Below are 17,959 nucleotides of genomic sequence, written 5' to 3'. Positions count from 1 at the left end.
GTCATGCGTGCCCCACCGCGCGAGGCGTCAGGGCTTGCGCACGCCGAGGCGCGGCAGTCGCGGCACCTCGACGGCGGCACCGGCGTCGGCCGGGACGATCTCGACCTGCGAGGCCGCGACGTCGACGCCGTGGCTCTCGACGATGAGCGGGAGATCGGCGGGCACCGCACGCTTCACGACGGCGAGCGCGATGGGGCCGAGCTCGTGATGGATCGCACTCGACGTGACGTGGCCGACGACCTTGCGCTCGGGCGCCTCGCCGGCCTCCGGCTCGGGCCGCACCTTCTCGCCGACGACGTCGTCGCCCGGCACGGGCAGCACCGTGTCGCTGCCATCGAGGTGCAGCAGCACGAGCCGCCGGGGCGGGCGGCCGAGGTTCAGCACCTTCGCGACCGTCTCCTGGCCCTTGTAGCAGCCCTTGCCGAGATCGACGGCGCTGCGCAGCCAGTCGAGCTCGTGCGGGATGGTCTTCTCGTCGACCTCGGTGGCCAGGCGCGGACGCCACGCCGCGATGCGCAGCGCCTCGGCGGCGAGCGCACCGGCAGCGGCCACCCGCCCGGCCCGCACCGACCCGGCCGCGTCGGCGAGCGACGCTCGGGCGACGAGGCGCTCGATCCACCGCCAGTCGGCCCCCGGATGCCCCGCGGCAGCGGCGTACTGGTGGGCACCCGGTCGCGGCGCGGCCCAGGGGTCGACCCAGTCGAGCGCGACGCCGGCCGGGGCGTACGCCGGCGCGGCGGCATCGAGCGCGTCGATCGACATCGCCGCGATGACGGCGACGTCGGAGCTGCGGTCGGCGACCTCGACGCGGAGCATGAACCGCATGCGGTCGAGCCAGGCCGCGAGGTCGGCCGCCTCGCCGCCCTCGACCACGAGCCAGACCGACTCGCCGTCGTCGACGGCGTGCACGGCGTGCTCGACCCGTCCGGAGGCGTCGAGCAGCAGCGCCTCGACGCCCTCCCCCGGGCGGAGCCCGGTGAACGACTGGCTCGCCATGGAGTGCAGCCAGCTCAGCCGGTCGGGCCCCGTGACCGCCACGACGCCGCGGTCGGAGAGGTCGACGACCGCCTCGCCGCGCTCGAGGCGACGCTGCTCGATCATGGGCTCGCCGTAATGGCCGGCGACGCCGGGCGACACCTCGAGGGCGACGGCCCCAGGCAGCGCGAGGAACGGGGACCCGGACATCAGTCGACCTTCGCGAGGCGGGCCGACGCGTGCGTCCGCAGGTCCTGCCCGAGCGCGGCGATGTCCCACGCCCACAGCAGGTGGCCCTCGACGAGCCCGTACAGGCGCGTGGCCGCCGCGTAGTCCTTCGCCCCCGCCGAGCGCATCACGGCATCGGTCGCGAGGTCGATGCGCGGACCCTTGACCTGGCCGAGGTAGAGCTCGCTCACACCGCCCGGATGCACGATCGACACCTCGAGGTCGAATCCGCCGTCGGCGTTGCGCAGTTGCTCGACGGACTCGGCGTCGCCGTAGCGCGGCTCGCCGACCGCCGGCAGCATCGCGGGACCCGGGTCGCCGTCGCCCTGCTCGCGCGCGAGCCGCCAGTAGCCGGTCTCCGTCGCGAGCGGCGTCGGCTCGCCGCCCTCCTCGGCCGGGAACAGCCACGTGTACGAGGTGTAGTTGAGGTGGGGCAGCCCGTCGTGGCTGAAGCTCACACGCTGCCCGAACTCGTGGGTGATCGACTCGTCGCCGACCTTGTAGTCGATGACGCCCGAGCCCTCCCACACGCCGAGGAGCCACGAGAGCGGAACGAGCTCGGCGGGAAGGTCGACGGGCAGCTCGATCATCGCCACGCCTTCACCAGCGCCTAGCGCTGACCCTTGAAGAGCTTGTAGACGACGACGCCGCTGATCCACGCGATCGCGAGGCTCGCGAGGCCGAGCAGGCCGATGAAGAGGAGTTCGAGGGCGAGCAGCTCAGACATGCCTCGAGTCTAGCCCGCGGCGACGGGGGCGACGATCGCCGCGGTGACCGCGACCACGACGAACGCGCCCGCGATCGATGCCGAGACGCGGCCGACGAATCCCGCCGGCCGTCGCGTCGCGAGCTGGACGACGAGCGTGCCGAGCACCGCGATCGCGAGCACGACGCCGAGCGCTCCGAACACGCCGAGCCACGAGTCATCCTCGAACCAGACCTCGAGCCCGCCGAGCGCGAGTGCCGCCACGATCGCGCAACCGGCTGCGGCGACGATCCAGATCAGCACGATGCCCGGCCAGCCGTAGCGCGTCTCGGTCTCGTCCGTCATGCCGCTCCGTTCGGTTCGCGAGGCGGCCCCGGCCGTCCCGTAGTATTGACCGCACCTTACTACTGGAGGGTGTGGCGTGGCGCAGCTGCTCATCCTGACGCCGGCGGCCGACGACGTACTCCCGGCGCTCGCACTCCTGACGCATCGCGTGCGGGTCATCCCCGCCTCGCCCGAGCGCCTCGTGAACGCGCCCGATGCCGAGCTCGTGCTGCTCGACGCCCGCACGAACCTCGTCGGCGCCAAGGCGCTCGCGCAGATCCTCCGCACGACCGGGCTCTCGGCGCCGCTCGTGCTCGTCGTCACCGAGGGCGGGCTGACGGCCGTCTCCCCCGACTGGGGCGTCGACGACGTCGTGCTCGAGACCGCCGGGCCGGCCGAGATCGATGCGCGCATCCGCCTCGCGATCGGCCGGGCGGCGCAGAGCCAGCCCTCCGAGCGCATCCAGACCTCGGGCGTCGTCATCGACGAGGCGAGCTACTCGGCGAAGGTGCACGGCCGGCCGCTCGATCTCACCTACAAGGAGTTCGAGCTGCTGCGGTTCCTCGCCGCGCATCCGTCGCGCGTGTTCACCCGCGAACAGCTGCTGAGCGAGGTGTGGGGCTACGACTACTTCGGCGGCACCCGCACGGTCGACGTGCACGTGCGGCGCCTCCGCGCGAAGCTCGGCGACCTCGAGAGCCTCATCGGCACGGTGCGCAACGTGGGCTACCGATTCAACGTGCACGAAGAGGATGACGAGGGCGCACCGGTCACCGCCCGTTGACCGGGCGCTCATCGACTGGAAACGCCTGCGTGCCATGATGAGTGGATGAGCCCCGACAGCATCCTCGAGGACGACCGGATGTCGGATCGCACGGCGAGCGATTTCGACGACGACTTCGAACCGCTCGACATCGAGGGCGCGCCCGAGCTGCCCGCCGAGCGCTACCTCGACCGCGAGCTCAGCTGGCTCGCCTTCAACCAGCGCGTGCTCGAGCTCGCCGAGGACCCGGCCGTTCCCGTCCTCGAGCGGGCGAACTTCCTCGCGATCTTCGCCTCGAACCTCGACGAGTTCTTCATGGTGCGGGTCGCCGGGCTCAAGCGCCGCATCATGACCGGGCTCGCCGTGCCGACGAACGTCGGGCGCGCCCCCGTCGACGTGCTGAGCGACATCTCGCGCACGGCCCACGAGCTGCAGGAGCGCCACGCGGCCGCCTACCGGGACCTCGTGAAGCCGGCCCTCGCTGAAGCCGGCATCCGCATCGCCTCGTGGACCGAGCTCGGCGACGAGGAGCGCGCGCACCTGCACGACTTCTTCTCGTCGCAGATCTTCCCGGTGCTCATGCCGCTCGCCGTCGACCCGGCGCACCCCTTCCCCTACATCTCGGGCCTCTCGCTCAACCTGTCGGTGCGCGTGCGCAACAGCCGCACCGGCCGGCAGGAGTTCGCGCGCGTCAAGGTGCCGCAGATGCTGCCGCGGTTCGTCCGCGTCGACCCCGGCGAGTCCGTCGAGGACGCGCGGTACATCACGCTCGAGGACCTCATCGCGAATCATCTCGGCGACCTCTTCCCGGGCATGGAGATCGTGGAGCACCACGTGTTCCGCGTCACCCGCAACGAGGACGTCGAGATCGAGGAGGACGAGACCGAGAACCTCATCAAGGCGCTCGAGAAGGAACTGCTGCGGCGCCGGTTCGGCCCGCCCATCCGCCTCGAGGTCACCGACGACATGGACGACGTGACCCTCGGGCTCCTCGTCCGCGAGCTCGACGTGACCGAGCAGGAGGTGTACCGGCTCTCAGCGCCGCTCGACCTCGGCGGGCTCTTCGACCTGGCCCGGCTCGACCGTCCCGAGCTGCACTACCCGACGCACGTCCCGACCACGGCCGCGCAGCTCCAGCCCTCGGAATCGAACCTGCGCGCCGACGTCTTCAAGGCCGTCTCCCGCCAGGACGTGCTGCTGCACCACCCGTACGAGTCGTTCGCGACGAGCGTGCAGGCGTTCCTCGAACAGGCCGCGGCCGACCCCGACGTGCTCGCCATCAAGCAGACCCTCTACCGCACGTCGGGCGACAGCCCGATCGTCGAGGCGCTCATCGACGCCGCCGAGGCCGGCAAGCAGGTGCTCGCACTCGTCGAGATCAAGGCGCGCTTCGACGAGCAGGCGAACATCACCTGGGCCCGCAAGCTCGAGAAGGCCGGCGTGCACGTCGTCTACGGCCTGGTCGGCCTCAAGACCCACTGCAAGCTCGCGCTCGTGATCCGCCAGGAGAAGGGCGTGCTGCGGCACTACAGCCACATCGGCACGGGCAACTACAACCCGAAGACGAGCCGCATCTACGAGGACCTCGGGCTCCTCACCGCCGACGACCAGGTCGGAAAGGACCTGACCCGCCTCTTCAACGAGCTCTCCGGCTACGCGATCGAGAAGAAGTTCAAGCGACTGCTCGTCGCGCCGCTGCACCTGCGGAAGGGGCTGCTGAAGCTCATCGCGACGGAGATCCGCAACGCCGAGGCGGGGCGCCCCTCCGGCATCCGCATCAAGGTGAACTCGATGGTCGACGAGGCCATCATCGACGCCCTCTACCGCGCCTCGAACGCGGGCGTACCGGTCGAGGTGTGGGTGCGCGGCATCTGCAGCCTGCGCCCGGGCATCCCCGGGCTCAGCGAGAACATCCGGGTGCGCTCGATCCTCGGCCGCTACCTCGAGCACTCGCGCATCTTCTCGTTCGCCAACGACGGCGACCGGCAGGTCTACATCGGCTCCGCCGACATGATGCACCGCAACCTCGACCGCCGCGTCGAGGCGCTCGTGCGGCTCACCGACCCGCAGCACCTCGCCGAGATCGAGCACGTGTTCGACCAGGCGATGGACCCGTCGACGAGCTCGTGGCACCTCGACGGGGACGGCGCATGGACACGCCGATCGGTCGATGACGAGGGCCGCCCGCTCACCGACCTGCAGAATGGCCTCATGCTCGAGATCGCCCAGCGCACCCGGCCGGGCCAGCGCAGCCGATCGGGGTCTCGCCGGTGACGACGGCCGTCTACGCCGCCGGCGCCGTCTGCTGGCGCCGCATCGACGGCAAGCTGCACGTGCTCGTCATCCACCGCACCGTCTACGGCGACGTCACGATCCCGAAGGGCAAGGTCGACCCCGGCGAGTCGTTGCCGCAGACGGCCGTGCGCGAGATCGCGGAGGAGACCGGTCTCGCCGTCCACCTCGGCGTGCCGCTCGGCGTCTCCCGCTACCCGCTGCCCTCGGGCCGCGAGAAGATCGTGCACTACTGGGCGGCCGAGGTGAGCGAGAAGGCGGTGCAGCGTTCGACGTTCAAGCCGAACGCCGAGGTCGCCGCGCTCGAGTGGGTCACCCCCAAGCGCGCCCGCGGCTACCTCACCTACGAACCCGACGTCGAGATCCTCGACAACTTCACGGCGCTCGTCGAGCAGGGCGTCACCGAGACGTTCAGCATCACCGTGCTGCGGCACGGCAAGGCCGTCGGCCGGGGCGGGTTCGAGGGGCCGGATGCCTCGCGGCCGCTCAGCGCGCGCGGCGTCGACCAGGCCGCGGGGCTCGTGGACACCCTCACCGCGTGGGGGCCGAAGCGCATCGTGTCGAGCCCCGCCGTCCGGTGCGTCACGACGGTGACGCCGCTCGCCGCGGCCACCGGCATCGAGATCAAGCGCGACGTCGGCATCAGCCAGGACGCCTGGGAGGCCGGCGACGGAGAGGTGCGACGGGTCGTCGGCAAGCGCGTGCGCGCGGCCAAGTCGGCAGTCCTCTGCAGCCACGGACCGGTGCTGCCCGAGATCATGCGCGAGCTCGCGCTCGCGACGGGCACCCCGCTCGGCACCTACGCGACCGATGCGGCGGAGCTCGAGCCCGGTGCCTTCAGCGTCGTCCACCTGTCGGCGACGAACCAGGGTTCGGGCATCATCTCGATCGAGACGCACGCCCCGCGCGCCTGACGCCCGCCGGGTTCGAGACGTCGCTTCGCCCCTCCTGACGGCACGTCCTGGTGGTCGCCCGTCTCTGCCACCTGCTCAGCGGTCGTTCACCTCCCGTTCACCGACGTGGCGGAAGCTCGTAAGGCGCGCTCATTAGCGTCGCAGGCGGGTCGGCACCGACCCACACCTGCAATCGAACCCCGGAAGGGACTTCACGTGAACTTCAAGCGTTTCGGCGTGCCCGCCGTCGTCGCCGTCACCGCGGCGCTCGCGCTCAGCTCCTGCGCCACCAACGAAGGCGGCTCGGCCGCCCCCGAAGAGACGACCTCGACGCTCTCGGGCACGCTCGACGCCGCCGGCGCCTCGTCGCAGGGCTCGGCGCAGGAGGCGTGGGTCGCCGCGTTCCAGACCGCGAACCCCGACGTCACGATCAACTACGACCCGTCGGGCTCGGGCGCGGGCCGTGAGGCGTTCATCGCGGGCGGCGTCGACTTCGCCGGCAGCGACTCGTACCTGAAGGACGAGGAGCTCGCGGGCGAGTTCGCCGCGTGCGCCCCCGACACCACGGCCATCGACCTGCCGGTCTACATCTCGCCGATCGCCGTGATCTTCAACGTCGAGGGCGTCGACGAGCTCAACCTCGACGCCGCGACCCTCGCCAAGATCTTCAAGGGCGACATCACCAAGTGGAACGACCCGGCGATCGCCGCGCTCAACGAGGGCGCCGCCCTCCCCGACGCGACCATCACCGCCGTGCACCGCTCGGACGACTCGGGCACCACGAAGAACTTCGCCGACTACCTCAACCAGACGGCCGCCGACGTGTGGGCCGAGGAGCCGAGCGACACCTTCCCGTACCAGACCGGTGAGGGCGCCCAGGGCACCTCGGGCGTCGTCGACGCCGTCACCAACGGCGTGAACACGATCGGCTACGCGGACGCGTCGCGCGCCGGCGACCTCGGCGTCGCGCAGATCAAGGTCGGCGACGAGTTCGTCGGCTACACGCCCGAGGCCGCCGCGGCCGTCGTCGCGGAGTCGCCGCTCGTCGAGGGCCGCGAGGCCAACGACCTCGCGATCGCGCTCGACCGCACCACGACCGACCCGAGCCACTACCCGCTCGTGCTCGTGAGCTACGCGATCGTCTGCCAGGAGTACGCGGACGCGGCGCAGGGCGAGCTCGTGAAGAGCTACGTCTCGTACCTCGCGAGCGAGGAGGGCCAGTCCCTCTCCGCCGAGCAGGCCGGTTCGGCCCCGCTCTCGACCGAGCTGAGCGAGAAGGTCCAGGCCGCCCTCGAGACGGTCAAGTAATCCGGCGCCCGCCCGTCCCGATCGCACCGCAGGGTGACCGATCGGGCCGGGCGGGCTCGGTGCGCGAGCCGGGCTCGCGCCCTCCCCATTCGAACGACCAGGAAGACCACCGCCACATGACGCCCCCCGAGGCATCCACCATCACCGCCAAACAGCGCCCCGGCGATCGGATCTTCTCGACCGCCACGCTGGTGGCGGGCGTGCTCATCCTGGTCACCCTCGCGGCCGTCGCGATCTTCCTCGTCGCGCAGTCGCTGCCCGCGTTCACGGCCGTCTCCGACGAGTTCAAGGGCGAGGCCGAGAACTTCTGGCAGTACGTCGGCCCGCTCGTGTTCGGCACGATCTGGGCGGCGGCCCTCGCCCTCATCATGGCCGTGCCGCTCTCGCTCGGCATCGCACTCTTCATCTCGCACTACGCCCCGCGCAAGCTCGCGCAGGGCCTCGGCTACATCATCGACCTCCTGGCCGCCGTGCCCTCGGTCGTCTTCGGCCTCTGGGGCATCACGGTGCTCGCCCCGGCGGTGCAGCCCTTCTACACGACCCTCACCGAGTGGTTCGGCTGGTTCCCGCTGTTCGCGCCGCCCGTGTCGGGTACGGGCCGCACGATCCTCACCGTCGCGATCGTGCTCGCCGTCATGATCCTGCCGATCGTCACCGCCCTCTGCCGCGAGATCTTCCTGCAGACCCCCGTGCTCCACGAGGAGGCGGCGCTCGCGCTCGGCGCGACCCGCTGGGAGATGATCAAGCTCGCGGTGCTGCCGTTCGGCCGCCCCGGCATCATCTCCGCCTCGATGCTCGGCCTCGGCCGCGCGCTCGGCGAGACGATGGTCGTCGCGATGGTGCTCTCGCCGTCGGCGATCATCAGCTTCGCGGTGCTGCAGTCGCAGAACCCGACCACGATCGCCGCGAACATCGCGCTCAACTTCCCCGAGGCGCACGACCTCGGGGTCAACATCCTCATCGCGACGGGCCTCATGCTCTTCACCATCACGCTCGCCGTCAACATGATCGCCCGCTACATCGTGGAGCGCCGCAAGGAATTCTCGGGGGCCAACTGATGAGTCTCACCGCCACTCCCCAGCAGGCGCCGGTCGCGCCGAACGGCATCTCGAACTCGCTCACGGCGGGCAAGCTCCCCCGCTACGCATCCATCTACGTGCTCGTCGGCTCGCTCGCCGTCACGAGCGCGATCTTCGGGCTCATCGCCGTCACGAACGGGTCGACGTTCGACATCGTGGGCGCGGTGTTCTGGGGCGTCGTGCTCTACACGGTCTCGATCTGGCTGATCTCGCGGCTCGTCGAGGGCGCGCGCAAGGCCGCCGACCGATTCGTCACCGCGCTCGTCGCGACCGCGTTCACGATCGCGCTGCTGCCGCTCATCTCGGTGGCCTTCACGACGCTCGTCAACGGCCTGCCCCGATTCGATCTCGACTTCTTCACGCAGTCGATGCGGAACGTCGTGGGCGTGGGCGGCGGAGCCCTGCACGCGATCATGGGCACGCTGCTCATCACGGGCATGGCCGCGCTCATCTCGGTGCCGGTGGGCCTGCTCACCGCGATCTACCTCGTCGAGTACGGCCGCGGCAAGCTCAAGCACGCCATCACCTTCTTCGTCGACGTCATGACCGGCATCCCCTCGATCGTCGCCGGCCTCTTCGCGTTCGCCCTCTTCGCCCTCATCACCGACGACCCCGGCGTGCGCATGGGCTTCGGCGGCGCCGTCGCGCTGTCGGTGCTCATGATCCCCGTGGTCGTGCGCTCGAGCGAGGAGATGCTGAAGCTCGTGCCGAACGACCTGCGCGAGGCCTCCTACGCGCTCGGCGTGCCGAAGTGGCTCACGATCGTCAAGGTCGTGCTGCCGACCTCGATCGCGGGCATCATCACGGGCATCATGATCGCCGTCGCCCGCGTCATCGGCGAGACCGCGCCGCTGCTCATCATCGCGGGCTTCACGACGAGCATGAACTACAACCTCTTCGCCGACCGCATGATGACGCTGCCGGTGTTCGTGTACACGCAGTACATGAACCAGGGCAACCCGCCCGAGGCCTACGTCGAGCGCGCCTGGGCCGGTGCGCTCACGCTCATCCTCATCGTCGCCCTGCTGAACGTCATCGCGCGCATCGTCGCGAAGGCGTTCTCCCCCAAGACCGGCCGCCGCTGAGCGCCCCCAGAACCTGCCGACCCCCGTACAGAGAGAAGCACCACTCGTGTCCAAGCGCATCGAGGTCGAGGACCTCAACGTCTACTACGGCAACTTCCGCGCCGTCGAGGGCATCACGCTCGAGATCGAACCCCGCACGGTGACCGCGTTCATCGGCCCGTCGGGCTGCGGCAAGTCGACCTTCCTCCGCACGCTCAACCGCATGCACGAGGTCATCCCGGGTGCCCGCGTCGAGGGCAAGGTCCTCGTCGACGGCAACGACCTGTACGGCCCGGGCGTCGACCCGGTGCTCGTGCGCCGGCAGGTCGGCATGGTGTTCCAGCGCCCGAACCCGTTCCCGACGATGTCGATCAAGGAGAACGTGCTCGCGGGCGTGCGGCTCAACAACAAGCGCATCGCGAAGTCCGACGCCGACGACCTCGTCGAGCGATCGTTGCGTGGTGCGAACCTCTGGAACGAGGTGAAGGACCGTCTCGACAAGCCGGGCTCGGGCCTCTCGGGCGGCCAGCAGCAGCGACTCTGCATCGCCCGCGCGATCGCGGTCTCGCCCGAGGTGATCCTCATGGACGAGCCGTGCTCGGCGCTCGACCCGATCTCGACCCTCGCCATCGAGGACCTCATCGAGGAGCTCAAGCAGGAGTACACGATCGTGATCGTGACGCACAACATGCAGCAGGCCTCGCGCGTGAGCGACAAGACCGCGTTCTTCAACATCGCGGGCACCGGCCAGCCGGGCAAGCTCATCGAGTACGCCGACACGACGACGATCTTCTCGAACCCGCAGGTGCAGGCGACCGAGGACTACGTCTCGGGCCGCTTCGGGTGATCGGCGCCTGATCGGCGCCTGCCGACGACGAGACGGATGCCCCGGAGCGAGCTCGCTCCGGGGCATCCGTGTCTCATGCCGGGGTGATGGGCCGGTTCGGGTCAGGCCTGCTTCTCCCAGGGGCCCCACTCGGACGCGCCGGGGGTGTCGCCCTGGGTCCACCACTTGGCCTTGTAGGTCGCGCCGTTGTAGCTCACGACGCTGCCGCCGACGTAGGCGGTCGTGGCGCTCCACGCCGCGACCCCGCCGCCGCCCGTGCCGGGGTCCGTCCCGCCGCCCGTGCCGGGGTCGGTGCCGCCCGTCGAGCAGGTGCCCGCGAGGGCCCAGACCGCGGCGGTGCCGGGCTGCTCGCCCTGCGTCCACCACTTGGCCGAGTACTCCTTGCCGTCGTACGAGACCTTCTGCCCACCGGTGTAGACCGCGGTCGCACTCCACGCCGGTGCCGTGCATGCGCCCGTGCCGCCGCCCGTGCCGGGGTCGGTGCCGCCGCCCGTGCCCGGCGTGTACACCGGGTCGGACGCGGGGCCGGCCTTCGCCGCGCGGAGCTTGTCGGCGAGGGTGCCGATGAGCGCGCCCTGGCGGTCGCCGTCGAGCTCCCACCACATGCCGCCGCCGAGGCCCAGGTCGGCGATGTACTGCGCCTTGCGCGTCGTCGACTGCGCGTTGTCGTAGCTCCACCACTGATTGCCGTCGTAGCGCCAGGCCGCGCCGATCGCGGCGTCGTAGTGGTCGGTGCCGAGGGTCTTCAGCTTGTCGTAGTCCTCGTTGCCCTTCTCCCACGTGCCGGGGGCCGCGCCCGTCGCGGGGCCCCAGGCGTTCACCGAGGTCGCGCCCTGCCAGCCGCGGCCGTAGGCGGCGAGGCCGATGCCGAGCTGCTTCGGCGAGATGCCGGTCTTCAGGTACTCCTTGACGGCCTTGTCGACGCTGAACTTCTTCGACGCCGGTCGCGTGTCGGCGGGGTCGTCGAAGAGGTTCGCCTGATGGCCCGTGAGGCTCGGGTCCCATGCGCCGTGCAGGTCGTAGCCCTGCACGTTGCCGTAGTCGAGGTAGCGGAAGTTCTCGGGGTTGTTCCAGCCGCCCGCGGCGATGTCGGCCGGGTTCGCCGGCAGGAACGCCGACAGCTGGTACGGGTGCCCGTTCTCAGCGGTCAGCGCGTCCATCTGGGTGCGGAACTCCTTGAGGAGCAGCGTGAAGTTCGCCTTGTCGTTCACCTCGTCGACGTAGTTGCCGACCTCGCCGTTCTGCGAGCCCGGCCACTCCCAGTCGATGTCGATGCCGTCGAAGACGCCCGCCGCCGCCCCGGTGCCGCCACGGCCGTCGATCACGGGCAGGTCGCCCCGCAGGTAGAGGTCGACGCAGCTCTTCACGAACTTCTTGCGCGAGGCGTCGGTGGCCGCGGCCTTCGAGAAGTTCTTCGACCAGGTCCAGCCGCCGATCGACAGCATGACCTTGAGGTTCGGGTGCTTCTGCTTCAGCTGCTTGAGCTGGTTGAACGACCCCGCGAGCTTCTGGTCCCACGTGTCGGCGACGCCGGCGACCGAGTTCGCGGCGGTGTAGCCCATGCCGAAATCGGCCCACGCGTCGCCCGCACCGTCGGAGCCCGTGGGCCCGGTGCCCTGCGCCTTGTTCGCGATGAAGCAGGTGAGGTCCTGGTAGTGGATGTTGCCGAACGCGTAGTTGATGTGGGTGAGGTCGTCCGCGGCGCCCGACGTCTCGAGCTGCTTGACCTGGAACGCCCGGCCGTACACGCCCCACTGGGCGAAGTAGCCGACGTTGCGGTAGCCGTTCACGGCGCTCGGCGCCTGCTCGGCCGCGACCGCCGGGGCGGCCGCCCCGAGGGCGGCGAGCCCGGCGACCATCGCGCCGGTGGCGACGGCGGCGAGCGCTGTGCGCAGGCCCCGTCGCGTACGTTGCTGATTCTCCATGATGTCCTTCGTCGTGTGGGGAACCGGACGCGCACGGTGCACGCCCTTGGACGCTCTCACGCTAGGGACGGATGTCTCGGCCGGGCGTCCGCACGATCCACATGATCGGCGTCGGCAGGTGCCGCCCGTACGTAGGACTACGTAGGTCGGCGGGCGGGCGGAGACGCCGAGGGCGGGGATTCCGGTCGCCGGAATCCCCGCCCGAGGCATCCATTCGAATCAGCAGGCCGACGGGTCGCCCCAGACGGCCGCCGTGCCCGGTGTCTCGCCCTGCGTCCACCACTTCGCGGTGTACTCGGAGCCGCCGTAGCTCACCTGCTGGCCGCCCGTGTAGACCGAGGACGCGCTCCAGGCGGACGCGTCGCACGTGCCGCCCGTCCCACCGCCACCGGTACCGCCGCCCGAGCCGGCGCCGGGCGCCACGACGGTCGCCCCGCGGGGCAGGTCGTAGAGCGTCGCGTACGTCTCGGTGCCGATCTTCACCCGCAGGTTCGAGAGCTCGGCCATCGGGAGGCGCCAGCTGAGCTTCGTGTACACGCTGCCGCCGGCCGGGATGCCGCCGGCCGGCACCTTGATCGTGTACGAGTGGAAGTCGCCCTTCAGGCCGCCGACGTTCGAGCCGGTGTGGTCGCTCGAGACCTTCGTGATGCCCCAGCCGTTCTGCTCGCCCATCGCACCCGTGTCGCTCGTCGCGGTGTCGAACGTGATCGTCGAGCCCGCGGGGATCGCCGTCGTCGAGTTGTTCGTGAAGGTCACCTTGGGGTTGATCGGGTAGTTGTTGTCACCGAGGGCGAAGTCGGAGTACTCCACCTGCAGGTCGATCGCCTTCGCGGGCATCGCGACGTTCGCCTTCGCGGCGTCATAGGGCTGCGACGCCGCGAGCCGGTCGTGCAGCAGCGACACGAGGGTCGAGCCCATCTCGTACTGGCCCTTCTGGGCGTTGTACGAGTAGTCGCCCGCGAGCTCCCAGATCATGGCGCCGCCGATGCCGTTCTGCGCGATGTAGTCGGCCTTCGCGCCGATCGCCTGGTCGGCGTCGCCCGAGAGGAAGGTCTTCGTCGTGTCGTTCCACCACCACTCGGTCTTCGTGACCGAGTCGAAGTGGTGCGTGTAACCCCCCGTGATGGTGGTCGGTGCACCGTAGCTCGCCGTGTAGTCGCCCACGACCCCCTTCTGCAGGTTGAGCACGTGCCAGATCGGGTTGGCGCCCGCGCCCACCTCGGCTCCGGTCTTGTCGAGGTCGTGCCACAGGTTGTTGATGCCGACCGCGCCGTTGCCGCACTTCGAGGTGCCGCCGAGCGACGGACCCGTTCCGGCCGGGCACTTCGTCTGGTCGGGCAGCGGCGCCTTGCCGTAGAGGCCGTTCGTCCCGCCCTGCACGCCGTCCCATCCGCGGGTGTAGAACGGCAGGCCGACGTTGATGCGGCCGGGCTGCATCGCCCCGCGGAAGTAGTGGTACGCCCAGTCGGCGTTGAGGTAGCCGATGCCGTCGTAGGCGCCGTAGACGCCGCCCGCGGCGAGCTCGGGGTCCTTGCCGTCGTCGAAGAGCGGGCCGTTGCCGCCGACGTAGTCGTTCCACGAGCCGTGCAGGTCGTAGCTCATGATGTTGACGTAGTCGAGGTACGGGGTCACCTGGTACATCTCGGCGCCGCGCAGCAGCCAGCCCGAGGCGGGAGCGGCGACCGTGAGCAGGTAGTGCTCGCCGTCGGCGGCGCCGGCGCGGTCGAGCTTCTCGCGAAGCGTCTTCATGAGCGACTCGTAGCCGGCCCAGAGCTTCGCGCGACGCGGCTCCGAGAACGAGAAGTCGTCGGGGCTGCCGGCCTTGCCGTTCGAGTTGGCGTACTCGTAGTCGATGTCGACGCCGTCGAACCCGTAGGTGCGGATGAACTCGACGGCCGAGTCGGCGAAGGCGTCGATCTTGGCCTGCGAGTCGGTGAGCGTGTAGAAGCCGCCGTCCGCGACGCGGTCGCCGTTCGCATCGAAGTATCCGCCGGTCTCGGCCCAGCCGCCGACCGAGACGAGCGCCTTCACACCGGGGTTCTGCTGCTTGTACTTCGTGAGCAGGTTGAAGTGGCCCTGGTACGGCAGCGACGGGTCCATCTCGGCGCCGGCGACGCCTGGCCACGTCATCTTCGTGGAGGCGTTGCCCGCGGCATCCTGGTTGACGGAGACCTCGCCCTGGCCGTCGATGTGGGCGAAGGCGTAGTTGATGTGGCTGACCTTCTTCCACGGGATGTCGCTCGCGAGGTACCGCGGCTGGCCGTTCTGGCCCGTGCGCCAGTTGGTGAAGTACCCGATCACGCGGTGCTCGAGCCCGTTCGGCAGCCGCTCGCGGCCCTGCTCGTCGTAGACGGTGCAGTAGGGGACGTTCACGCCGGGCGTCTGGTACAGACCGTCGGGGCGGCACTTCTCGTCGGGGTTCGTCGTCCACGGGGTGCCGCCAGGGTCCGGCGTCGGGGTGGGGGTCGGGGTGGGAGTCGGCGTCGGCGTGGGGGTCGGTGTGGGGGTTGGGGTGGGGGTCGGTGTGGGGGTCGGCGTCGGGGTGGGGTCGACCGTGCCGCACGCGCCCAGGGCCTCCCACGGACCCCACTGCTCGGCGCCGGGCACGTTGTTCTGCGTCCACCACTTGGCCTTGTAGTTCACGTTCTGGTACGAGGCGAGCTGGCCGCCCGTGTAGGTCGCGGACGCCGACCAGGCGGGTTCGCACGCGGTCGTCGCCGCGGTCGCGGCCGTGGCGCCGGCGAACCCGAGGGTGCCGAGGAGCGCCAGGCCCGAGATGAGCGCGCCCGCACGGAAGCGGGCGCGAGAAGAGAGTGTGCGCATTCGAGTCCTCACTGACTGGGGATGCCGCGGCGGGAGGCCGCCCGGCGGCTCGACGCTATCCGCGCGGGCATGGCGCGCGCGTCCGTACGACCCCGCATACGTAGGACTGCGTACGCGTGGACCGTGCGGGCCCGAGTTCAGCGCAGGGCGCCGCGCGCGGCGTGGGCCATGCGATGGGCGAGCACGGCGAGTTCGACCCGCGAGTGGACGTCGAGCTTCTGGAACACCCGGCCGACGTGCACCTCGACGGTCCGGACCGAGACGTAGAGCCGCCCCGCCGCATCTCGGTTCGAGGCGCCTTCGACGACCAGCATCGCCACTTCGAGCTCGCGTTCGGTCAGCACCTCGGCCCAGGCCGCGCGGCACGGGGCGAGCGGGTCGTCGTCGCCGGGCGAGGGAGTCGGGCCGCCGGACGCGCGGTCGATGTCCGCGTGGGCGGAGCCCCGTGCGTCGCCGGTCGGATCGCCCGGCGGACCCGGAATCGGCACCGCAGTGCCGGCGTCGCCCCCGCGGGACGTTCGCGGATTCGACGGTTCGGCCGCGCGACCGGCGTCCGCCGCTTCGGCGCCCGCGCGGGCGACCCCGCCCGGCAGCGCCCCTATCGTCCGGCGCTCGACGGCGACGGCGCCCAGCCAGGCCCCGGCGCCGCACTCGCCGAAGAGGTGCTCGGCCGCGAGCAGGTGGCGTGCCGCGCGGTCGGGGGCCCCGGCCTCGACGCAGGCCCGCGCGAGCATGAGCTCGGTGCGGGCGCGCTCGTAGGCCGAGCCGATCCGCCGACCGCCCTCGACGGCGGCGAGGTAGTCGGCCTCGAAGCGATGCCGGCCGGTGCTCCGCATGCGCCGGCGCAGCTCGCTCGCGAGGCGCGCGTCAGGAGGTCGACGTACCGCGGCGTCGCCGGCCGTCCGGACCGAATCGGCCGAGCCCCAGCCGACCGCGGCGTCGAGGCCGGGCACGTGCAGTCCGCCGCAGCTGCGATCGAACTCCCCGGCGAGCGCCACGAGCGTCGCGGCCTCCGCACGCGCACCGCCGAGGTGCGCGACGATGGCACGATCGATGAGCTCCTCGTAGCGCACGGCTCCGGCCGACGGGGGCCGGGCGGCCTCGATCGCTCGTGCGAAGGCGGAGACCTCGCCGGTCGTGATGATGTCGATGCGCCGGGCGAGCGCCGCGCCGAGGCCCCCGAGCGGGAGGGCGATCGGCAGGTCCGCGGCGCCCCGGGCGAGCACCTGCGCGGCCCGGCGCACGTCGCCCGACCAGAGTTCGAGCAGGCACGTCGCGACCGCACGAGCGGCGCGCATGAGCGGCGAGCGATCGTCGCGCGCGATCGCCGGATCGGCGGCGGTCTCGCGAACCGCGCCGAGCCACCGCACGGCACCCGGTGCGTCGCCTGCGAGGCCGCGTTCGAGGGCCGCCGCGACCGCCCGCGCTCCGCCGATCACCGGGATCGCGCCCGTCGCTGCCGGCACGACCGCATCGTCGGCCGCGTCCGGGCCGAGGTCGAGACCGAAGAGCGCGCACCACGCGGAGCCCGCGTCGAGCGGCGCACGGTCGAGGCCGTACCGCTCGGTGAGGACCCGGGCCTGGTCGAGTCGACGTCGCGCCGCGGCCAGGGCCCCGCGCTCCGCGAGCAGGCCCGCCGCCGTCGCCGCAGCCCGCGCCAGGTGGAGGCGCAGGGGACGCAGCGCCGGGTCGTCGGCTGCGTCCGAGCCGGACCCGAGTCCGCCGGCGAGCGCCGCGACGCGATCGTCGAGCTCGACCTCGGGCACGTCGCCCTCGAGCCCGGCCCGTGCAGTCAGGTAGTCCGCGAGCACCGCCGTCCGGGCCGTCTCGTCGCCGTGCTCGAGCACCCGGTCGAGCCAGGCGCGGGCGTCGTCGACGTGCCCGCCGTGCAGCGCGGCACGGCCGGCGATGCTCCAGGCGGTGACCGCCTCGGCCCCGCCCGCGTGGCTCGCCGCTTCGCGCGCGACCGCGTGCGCCCACTCGGACTCGCCCGCGGCATCCGCCGTCTCCGCGATCTCGATGAGCGGGGCGACGAGTTCGCGCGATCCCTCGAGCGTCGCGAGGGAGCGATGCCAGACCGCCTGGCGGGCGTCGCCGAGCACCGCGCACGCGTCGGCGAGCGTCGCGTGCGCCGCCGTCCGCTCGGCGAGGGTCGCCGCCCCGTGCACCCAGACCCGCATGCGCGGGTCGGCGAACGCGAAGTGCCCCGCGACCAGCAGCAGGTGCCGGCTCACCTCGCCGTCGATGAGGTCGGCCATCGGCCGCCCGGCGGCGGCGAGCAACGCGTCGATCCGGTCGTCGACGCAGACCGAGGCGACGATGAGCAGGCTGCGCTCCCACGGGGCGAGCCGCGAGCCGCTCGACGCCATCGCGACCTCGATCGCGGGCACGGACGGCAGCGGGTCGGGCAGCACGGCGTGGCCGAGCCGCTGCGCGACGCGCAGCAGGCCGGCGACCTCGATGATCGCGTCGGCGTCGCCGCCGAGTGCGAGACCGAGCCGTGCCGCGACGTGCGGGGCGACCACGAGCCGGTGCCGCGCGAGCAGGTCGACCACGGCGCGCGTGTCTTCGAAGGCCTCGATCGGCGACCGGTGCCGCGCGGGCGCTCGGGGATGCTCGGGTGTGGTCGGCATAGCCCCTCCGCTCGCTCCGTCGGTCGCGTGGGGTTATGTTAGCAACATTTACAAAGTGGGTGCGAGGTTCGGCGCCGCCGCGCAATTCCCCGTTCGGGG

General features: G+C 71.4%; 13 protein-coding genes. 7 read left to right on the top strand and 6 right to left on the bottom strand.

Features of this window, described 5'->3' with window-relative positions; all coding sequences use genetic code 11:
• Positions 1-27 precede the first annotated feature (27 nt).
• From ygfZ to AC3RJ7_RS03750, 3 genes are all read right to left on the bottom strand, one after another.
• Positions 28-1,185: a CAF17-like 4Fe-4S cluster assembly/insertion protein YgfZ gene (gene ygfZ / locus AC3RJ7_RS03760; protein ID WP_491454488.1), complete on the bottom strand. Its 1,158-nt coding sequence runs from the start codon at positions 1,183-1,185 to the stop codon at positions 28-30.
• Positions 1,185-1,793, bottom strand: a complete 609-nt coding sequence (locus tag AC3RJ7_RS03755) for a nitrobindin family protein (protein ID WP_491454487.1) — start codon at positions 1,791-1,793, stop codon at positions 1,185-1,187. The genes ygfZ and AC3RJ7_RS03755 overlap by 1 nt, the downstream gene beginning before the upstream one ends.
• Positions 1,794-1,939: 146 nt before the next feature.
• Complete coding sequence (locus AC3RJ7_RS03750; RefSeq protein WP_491454486.1) at positions 1,940-2,254, bottom strand: hypothetical protein; 315 nt, start codon at positions 2,252-2,254, stop codon at positions 1,940-1,942.
• A gap of 76 nt (positions 2,255-2,330) precedes the next feature.
• On the opposite strand from AC3RJ7_RS03750, the gene AC3RJ7_RS03745 reads away from it, so the two are divergent.
• The 7 genes from AC3RJ7_RS03745 to pstB all read left to right on the top strand — a co-directional run bounded on the left by AC3RJ7_RS03745 (position 2,331) and on the right by pstB (position 10,479).
• Positions 2,331-3,017 carry a response regulator transcription factor gene (locus AC3RJ7_RS03745; protein WP_491454485.1) on the top strand — a complete coding sequence of 229 codons (687 nt, stop codon included), beginning with the start codon at positions 2,331-2,333 and terminating at the stop codon, positions 3,015-3,017.
• Positions 3,018-3,062: 45 nt separating this feature from the next.
• Positions 3,063-5,270 carry an RNA degradosome polyphosphate kinase gene (locus AC3RJ7_RS03740; protein ID WP_491454484.1) on the top strand — a complete coding sequence of 736 codons (2,208 nt, stop codon included), beginning with the start codon at positions 3,063-3,065 and terminating at the stop codon, positions 5,268-5,270.
• Positions 5,267-6,202, top strand: a complete 936-nt coding sequence (locus AC3RJ7_RS03735) for an NUDIX hydrolase (protein WP_491454483.1) — start codon at positions 5,267-5,269, stop codon at positions 6,200-6,202. The genes AC3RJ7_RS03740 and AC3RJ7_RS03735 overlap by 4 nt, the downstream gene beginning before the upstream one ends.
• A 195-nt stretch (positions 6,203-6,397) precedes the next feature.
• Positions 6,398-7,489 (top strand): phosphate ABC transporter substrate-binding protein PstS, encoded by a 1,092-nt coding sequence (pstS, locus tag AC3RJ7_RS03730; protein WP_491454482.1) that lies wholly within the window; start codon positions 6,398-6,400, stop codon positions 7,487-7,489.
• A 116-nt stretch (positions 7,490-7,605) separates the two neighbouring features.
• Complete coding sequence (gene pstC, locus AC3RJ7_RS03725; RefSeq protein ID WP_491454481.1) at positions 7,606-8,547, top strand: phosphate ABC transporter permease subunit PstC; 942 nt, start codon at positions 7,606-7,608, stop codon at positions 8,545-8,547.
• A complete protein-coding gene (pstA, locus tag AC3RJ7_RS03720) occupies positions 8,547-9,653 on the top strand; it encodes a phosphate ABC transporter permease PstA (protein WP_491454480.1) in 1,107 nt (368 codons plus the stop codon). Before pstC ends, pstA begins: the two co-directional genes overlap by 1 nt.
• A gap of 46 nt (positions 9,654-9,699) precedes the next feature.
• Positions 9,700-10,479 (top strand): phosphate ABC transporter ATP-binding protein PstB, encoded by a 780-nt coding sequence (gene pstB, locus AC3RJ7_RS03715; RefSeq protein WP_491454479.1) that lies wholly within the window; start codon positions 9,700-9,702, stop codon positions 10,477-10,479.
• Between the two features lie 101 nt (positions 10,480-10,580).
• Here the strand turns inward: pstB and AC3RJ7_RS03710 are convergent, their stop codons facing one another.
• The 3 genes from AC3RJ7_RS03710 to AC3RJ7_RS03700 form a co-directional block, all read right to left on the bottom strand.
• Complete coding sequence (locus AC3RJ7_RS03710) at positions 10,581-12,404, bottom strand: glycosyl hydrolase family 18 protein (protein ID WP_491454478.1); 1,824 nt, start codon at positions 12,402-12,404, stop codon at positions 10,581-10,583.
• 219 nt (positions 12,405-12,623) lie between these two features.
• Entirely contained in the window at positions 12,624-15,227 is a 2,604-nt protein-coding gene (locus AC3RJ7_RS03705) for a glycosyl hydrolase family 18 protein (protein ID WP_491454477.1), read from the bottom strand.
• Positions 15,228-15,364: 137 nt separating this feature from the next.
• The gene (locus tag AC3RJ7_RS03700; protein WP_491454476.1) at positions 15,365-17,860 is read right to left on the bottom strand and encodes a LuxR C-terminal-related transcriptional regulator; all 2,496 of its coding nucleotides are present in this window, start codon (positions 17,858-17,860) and stop codon (positions 15,365-15,367) included.
• Between the last annotated feature and the right edge of the window lie 99 nt (positions 17,861-17,959).

Source organism: Agromyces solani, from assembly GCF_058349925.1.
Note: the sequence above shows the minus strand (reverse complement) of the source record. Positions and strands in the feature narration are given on the sequence as shown.

What these genes read in the sequence shown, in the direction of transcription:
- ygfZ (WP_491454488.1), bottom strand. Translation starts at nt 1,185, where the DNA reads ATGTCCGGGTCCCCGTTCCTCGCGCTGCCTGGGGCCGTCGCCCTCGAG.
- AC3RJ7_RS03710 (WP_491454478.1), bottom strand. Translation starts at nt 12,404, where the DNA reads ATGGAGAATCAGCAACGTACGCGACGGGGCCTGCGCACAGCGCTCGCC.
- AC3RJ7_RS03740 (WP_491454484.1), top strand. Translation starts at nt 3,063, where the DNA reads ATGAGCCCCGACAGCATCCTCGAGGACGACCGGATGTCGGATCGCACG.
- AC3RJ7_RS03705 (WP_491454477.1), bottom strand. Translation starts at nt 15,227, where the DNA reads ATGCGCACACTCTCTTCTCGCGCCCGCTTCCGTGCGGGCGCGCTCATC.
- AC3RJ7_RS03755 (WP_491454487.1), bottom strand. Translation starts at nt 1,793, where the DNA reads ATGATCGAGCTGCCCGTCGACCTTCCCGCCGAGCTCGTTCCGCTCTCG.
- pstA (WP_491454480.1), top strand. Translation starts at nt 8,547, where the DNA reads ATGAGTCTCACCGCCACTCCCCAGCAGGCGCCGGTCGCGCCGAACGGC.
- AC3RJ7_RS03700 (WP_491454476.1), bottom strand. Translation starts at nt 17,860, where the DNA reads ATGCCGACCACACCCGAGCATCCCCGAGCGCCCGCGCGGCACCGGTCG.
- AC3RJ7_RS03750 (WP_491454486.1), bottom strand. Translation starts at nt 2,254, where the DNA reads ATGACGGACGAGACCGAGACGCGCTACGGCTGGCCGGGCATCGTGCTG.
- pstC (WP_491454481.1), top strand. Translation starts at nt 7,606, where the DNA reads ATGACGCCCCCCGAGGCATCCACCATCACCGCCAAACAGCGCCCCGGC.